The following is a 5,456-nucleotide window of genomic DNA, read 5'->3' as shown; positions in this document are numbered from 1 at the left end:
GCCGTCCGCCACAGCGGCCTCCAGCAGCCCGGCGACCCGCTGGTCGAACTCACGCCGCCGCTCCAGGGCCCAGCGCTCGGTCTGCGTGTTGCCGCGGACCCGCAGCAGCAGCGTGACGTAGGGGAGCTCGTCCATCAGCACCTCGACGGTGCGGCGCGTGACGTACTCGATCCGTGCGACGGCCCGCCCCCGCTGCGCGCCGGGCTCGTCAAGGATGCCGAACAGCCCGTCGATGGCCCGGCTCACCGCACGGCGGAGCAGTTCTTCCTTGCCCGCCACATGGTGATAGATCGACGACTTGGAGATGCCCGCCGCCTGGGAGAGGTGCTCCATGGACGTGCCGTCGTAGCCGCGTTCGTTGAAGACGTGGACGGCGACGGCGAGGAGGGTTTCCGGTGTGTATGTGTCCCGCTTGGCCGTGGTCATGACCGCGATCCTCCCCCATGAGTTGTCCACAGATCCTCCGGGCCCCTTGTCCCGACCGATCGTTCGGTTACTCTGACTCCGTCCGCTAGTCCCTGCCCGGCTCGACGAGGAGTTGGTCCGTCATGGCCGCCGCGCTTTCCCCCGAGAAGCTGTCCGAGACCCACCGTCCGACACTCGACCAGGCACTCGAAGCGATCCGCACACGCGCGTACTGGTCCCCGCACCCCGAGCACCCGAAGGCCTACGGCGAGGGCGGCGTGCCCGGCAGCCTCGGTCCGGCGGAGGGCAAGTCCGCCTTCGACTCCGTGCTGCACACCCGGCTCGACCTCGGTCAGCCCGGCACGGACGGCTGGACCGGCGGCGAGGTGTCGCCGTACGGGCCGGAGCTCGGCGTCGAGTATCCGCACGCCGATCCCGACGTCCTGCTCCCGGCGATGGCGGCGGCCATGGGTTCCTGGCGCGCGGCGGGGCCGGAGACCAGGGCCCTGGTCTGCCTGGAGATCCTCGCCCGGATCAACGCCCGCACCCACGAGCTGGCCCACGCCGTGATGCACACCAGCGGGCAGGCCTTCGTGATGGCGTTCCAGGCCGGAGGCCCCCACGCCCAGGACCGCGGTCTGGAGGCGGTGGCGTACGCGTACGCGGAGCAGACGCGTACCCCGCGCGCCGCAGACTGGTCGAAGCCCCAGGGGAAGCGCGATCCGCTCCGGCTGCACAAGTCGTACACGGCGGCCGGCCGCGGCGTCTCCCTCCTGATTGGCTGCAACACCTTCCCCACGTGGAACGGCTACCCGGGTCTCTTCGCCTCGCTGGCGACCGGTAACCCGGTCCTGGTCAAGCCGCATCCCCGGGCGGTCCTGCCGCTCGCCCTCACGGTCCGTCTGGCACGCGAGGTCCTGGCCGAGGCGGGCTTCGACCCGAACCTCGTCGCGCTGGCGGCGGAGCGGCCGGACGAGGGCATCGCCAAGTCCCTGGCCGTGCGCCCCGAAATCAAGATCATCGACTACACGGGTTCCAGTTCCTTCGGGGACTGGCTGGAGGCCAACGCACGACAGGCCCAGGTCTACACGGAGAAGGCGGGCGTCAACACGGTCGTCGTCGACTCCACCGACGACTACCGGGGCATGCTCTCCAACCTGGCCTTCTCGCTCTCCCTCTACAGCGGCCAGATGTGCACCACCCCGCAGAACCTGCTCATCCCCAGGGGCGGTATCACCACCGACGCGGGCTCCAAGTCCTACGACGAGGTGGTCTCGGACCTCGCCGAGGCGGTCGGCGGGCTCCTCGGCGACGACGCACGGGCCAACGGCCTGCTCGGCGCGCTGGTCAACCCGGACGTGAAGGCCCGCCTCGAAGCCGCGGAAGGACTGGGCGAAGTGGCGCTCCCCTCGCGCGCCGTCGTCAACCCCGACTTCCCGGACGCGGTGGTGCGTACACCGGTCGTCGTCAAGCTCGACGCCGCCAAGCCCGACGAGGGGGCTCCCTTCCTCTCCGAGTGCTTCGGCCCGGTCTCGTTCGCGGTCGCCGTCGACTCGACCGACGACGCCCTGGACCTGCTCCGCCGCACCATCCGGGAGAAGGGCGCGATGACGGTCGGCGCCTACACGACCTCCCCGGACGTGGAGCGGGCGGTGGAGGAGGTCTGCTTCGACGAGTCCGCCCAGCTCTCCCTGAACCTCACGGGCGGGGTGTACGTCAACCAGACAGCGGCTTTCTCCGACTTCCACGGTTCGGGCGGAAACCCGGCGGCCAACGCGGCGCTGTGCGACGGGGCCTTCGTGTCCAACCGGTTCCGGGTGGTCGAGGTGCGCCGGCAGGCCTGACGTCCCTCGCCGGGGTGGCCGGGGCCGGGCACCCCGGCCACCCGGTCACCCGATCAGCCGGTCAGCGGGCCTGCGGGGCCGGGATGTCCGCGTACCGCTGCACCCACGCGTGCATCGCGATGGCTGCCGCCGCGCCCGCGTTGATCGACCGCGTCGAACCGAACTGCGCGATCGAGCAGACCATCGAGGCGTGCGCGCGCGCCTCCTCCGTCAGCCCGGGCCCCTCCTGCCCGAAGAGCAGTACACAGCGCCGTGGGAGTTCCGTCCGCTCCAGCGGCACGGCTCCCGGCAGGTTGTCGATCCCGATGACGGGCAGCCCCTCGGCGGCCGCCCACGCGGTCAGGTCCGCCGTGTCCGGGTGGTGACGCACATGCTGGTAGCGGTCGGTGACCATGGCTCCGCGCCGGTTCCAGCGCCGCCGTCCGACGATGTGGACCTCCTTGGCGAGGAAGGCGTTCGCGGTCCGCACCACCGAGCCGATGTTGAAGTCGTGCCCCCAGTTCTCCACCGCCACGTGGAAGTCGTGACGTCGCGGATCGAGATCGGCAACGATCGCCTCCCGCGTCCAGTACCGGTACGCGTCGCCCACGTTGCGGCGGTCACCGTGGGCGAGCAGCTCCGGGTCGTAGCGCTCCCCCTCCGGCCAGGGCAGGGGGTGCGGCCCGACGCCGATCTCGTTCCCGTAGCCGTCGTCGTACTGGGCGGGCTCCGCCGACGCGTCGGACGCCGCTGTGGTCCCGGCCGTGTCGGCCGTCCCTGGCTGGTCTTGTGTACTGCCGGTCTCGCTGGTCACCCGACGAGCGTATGGCCGGCACCGTCGGCGTGCGGAGGGGCCTCCCGAGCGTCGCCGTCGGGGCGTCGCGGCCCGGGCACCCCGACGCCGCCCCTCGCCCGTGAGAACAGGGCCCGCCGGCCGCGCACCACCCGGCCGCCCAGCCACACCAGGAAGCCCGTCGGCAGGAAGACGGCGTCCGCGGCGATCATCGCCAGCGAGAAGAAGGGCAGGCCGAGCAGGACCGCGATACCGGCGTGCTCACCGATCATGAAGACGAGCAGGACGTTCTTGACCTTGCGGTTGAACAGCGTGAACGGGAAGGCGACCTGCACGATCACCGTCACGTACGTCAGCACCATGACCATCAGCGCACTGGACGCGAGCAGCCCCGAGAGCCCGGGCCAGGGCGAGAAGTAGTCCAGCTTGAGCGGGTAGTAGAGCGCGGTGCCGTCCTGCCAGCGGGAGCCCTGGATCTTGTACCAGCCGGCGGTGGCGTAGATGAGACAGACCTCGGCCATGATCACGAGGAGCGCGGCGTTGTGGGCGAGGTTGGCGAGGACGTCGAGGAGTACGCGCGGCTCACGCGCCGCCGACGAGCGGTGCAGGGCCCACCAGGCGCCGTTCCCCAGCCACAGGATCCACAGAAGGGCGGGCAGCCACCAGGTCCCCCCGAGGCCGTCCGCCCACGTGGCCGGCAGCAGGACGCAGCCGAGCAGGGCCCACAGGACGGGGCCGACGACGTCCCGGGCCGGCCGGCCGCCTTCGGCGACCCGCACGGCGTTCCGGGCCTCCCTGCGGGCGTCCAGGGACCAGACCCGCGCACAGCGGGTCAGCACCAGGTAGACCGCCATCAGGTGGATGACGTTGTCCCCGCCGTCGCCCATGAAGATGCTGCGGTTCTGCAGGGAGAGCACACCGACCATGAACAGCACGGAGGTGGCACGCGTACGCCAGCCGACCATCAGGAGCCCGGCCGATACCAGCGTGAGCGCGTACACGGCCTCGAACCAGATCGCGCTGTCCGACCACATGAGGACGGTGAACGCGTCGTTGTCGGCGAGGAGCCTGCGCGCCATGTCCCAGTGCCACGGGCCGTCGGGGCCGTACAGCTCACGACGGTTCGGCAGCTCGCGCAGAAGGAACAGCAGGTAGGTGGCCGAGACACCGATGCGGAGCACCGCGCTCTGGTACCGGCCGAGCGGAGTCGCGGTGACACGCTGGACGGCCCGGGCGAGCGAGCGGTCGACGCGCTGGACCATGTCGTCGTTCCTGCCAGGAGCACTCACTCGGCCACCTCCGCACCGGCTGACGTCCGCTCCCGCTCCGGGCCTCCGGGGAGATCGGCCGGAGTCACGGTCCACCACGGGAGCATCCGGTAGGTGGCCTGGGTGTTGACCTTCTCGTCGCTCCAGGCCGGCGCGCCGACGGCCGTGACCGCGGACCGGATCTGGACGCGTTCGACGGTGCCGCCGTAGTCGTGCTCGGAGAGGCGCAGCATCACGATGCGGCGGATGTACCGCTCGGAGAGTTCCCCGCGCAGGCCGTTGGGACGGTTCTCGTCGTCGTGGGACCCGGTGTAGAAGTCCCAGGCGCGCCGGAGCTCGTTCTGGTGGACGTGGCTGGGGAGGAGATTCCCGCGGATCGCCTTCCCGTCCTCGTGGGAGAGGCTCATCCAGCGCGTGGTGTGGCGGCCGTCCGCGCCCGCGACCTCCGCCCGCACGTGCACGGCGATGTTCTGCTGCAGCGGGTTGGGGGCGAACAGCTTCCAGTTCTGCTCGAACTCGGGGTAGATCCAGTCGTCGACCGCCTCGCCGTGCTGCTTCGTCAGGGTGTTGGCGGGGGCGACGTGGAGAAACACCATGGCCAGGTGTCCGCAGGCCAGCAGGGCGATGACGGACAGCGCCAGCGCGGCGACGACCTGGTACGGGAGCGAGAGGGCGGCTATGCCGCCGCCCGGTCCGGGCCCGGCGGGTGCGGACTGCCCCTGGGCCTCGGACGCCGAGCGCGGAAACGCGGCTGTGCCGTCGTCCCCGGCCGGGTCCGCCTCGGGTGAGCTCTCCGGCCGGGCGCCGGGTATGTGGGTCGACGGGTCGCCGGTGTCTGGGCCGCGGGAGGCCTGGAGCCCGGCGGGCGGGGGGGCCGTCACCTTTGGCCAGACCGGTTCCCTCTCGCCGGCGGCCCGTCCACCGTGGTCCGCATCCATCCGCGCCCCGCCCCGCTCACCGTCGATCACCGGTCAGTTATCCACAGGGTTGACACCCTACGGCCCCGCGACTCACCATTGAACCCAAGTGAACCGAACGATCGGTCGGTAGGGAGCCTGGCATGGTGGCAGTGACTGCGGGCCGGACAGCGCAAGGAGCGCCCGGCGCGACGCAGGCGGCGGACGAGGGGGAAGCAGCGGCGTTCGACGCCGCGGTGGCCGCCGACGA

At 71.4% G+C, this 5,456-nt stretch carries 5 protein-coding genes; 1 reads left to right on the top strand and 4 read right to left on the bottom strand.

Annotation, left to right across the window (positions count from 1 at the left end; translation table 11 throughout):
* A partial coding sequence (locus IH13_RS0101510; RefSeq protein ID WP_031080361.1) for a TetR/AcrR family transcriptional regulator occupies nt 1–426 on the bottom strand: 426 nt, incomplete at its 3' end.
* Nucleotides 427–548: 122 nt separating this feature from the next.
* On the opposite strand from IH13_RS0101510, the gene paaN reads away from it, so the two are divergent.
* Nucleotides 549–2,249, top strand: a complete 1,701-nt coding sequence (gene paaN, locus IH13_RS0101505; protein ID WP_031080359.1) for a phenylacetic acid degradation protein PaaN — start codon at nt 549–551, stop codon at nt 2,247–2,249.
* 61 nt (nt 2,250–2,310) lie between these two features.
* On the opposite strand, the gene IH13_RS0101500 is transcribed toward paaN, so the two are convergent.
* The 3 genes from IH13_RS0101500 to IH13_RS0101490 are packed head-to-tail and all read right to left on the bottom strand — an operon-like array spanning nt 2,311 to nt 5,227.
* Complete coding sequence (locus IH13_RS0101500) at nt 2,311–3,042, bottom strand: TrmH family RNA methyltransferase (RefSeq protein ID WP_031080358.1); 732 nt, start codon at nt 3,040–3,042, stop codon at nt 2,311–2,313.
* Nucleotides 3,039–4,283 (bottom strand): HTTM domain-containing protein, encoded by a 1,245-nt coding sequence (locus IH13_RS0101495; RefSeq protein WP_234433185.1) that lies wholly within the window; start codon nt 4,281–4,283, stop codon nt 3,039–3,041. The genes IH13_RS0101500 and IH13_RS0101495 overlap by 4 nt, the downstream gene beginning before the upstream one ends.
* A gap of 23 nt (nt 4,284–4,306) precedes the next feature.
* Nucleotides 4,307–5,227 carry a DUF5819 family protein gene (locus tag IH13_RS0101490; RefSeq protein ID WP_031080349.1) on the bottom strand — a complete coding sequence of 307 codons (921 nt, stop codon included), beginning with the start codon at nt 5,225–5,227 and terminating at the stop codon, nt 4,307–4,309.
* Nucleotides 5,228–5,456: the final 229 nt, after the last annotated feature.

The sequence above is a fragment of the Streptomyces sp. NRRL WC-3549 genome, assembly GCF_000721935.1.
Taxonomy (GTDB): domain Bacteria; phylum Actinomycetota; class Actinomycetes; order Streptomycetales; family Streptomycetaceae; genus Streptomyces.
The sequence above is the reverse complement of the archived record's forward strand: the minus strand, read 5'-3'. Positions and strand labels throughout refer to the sequence as shown.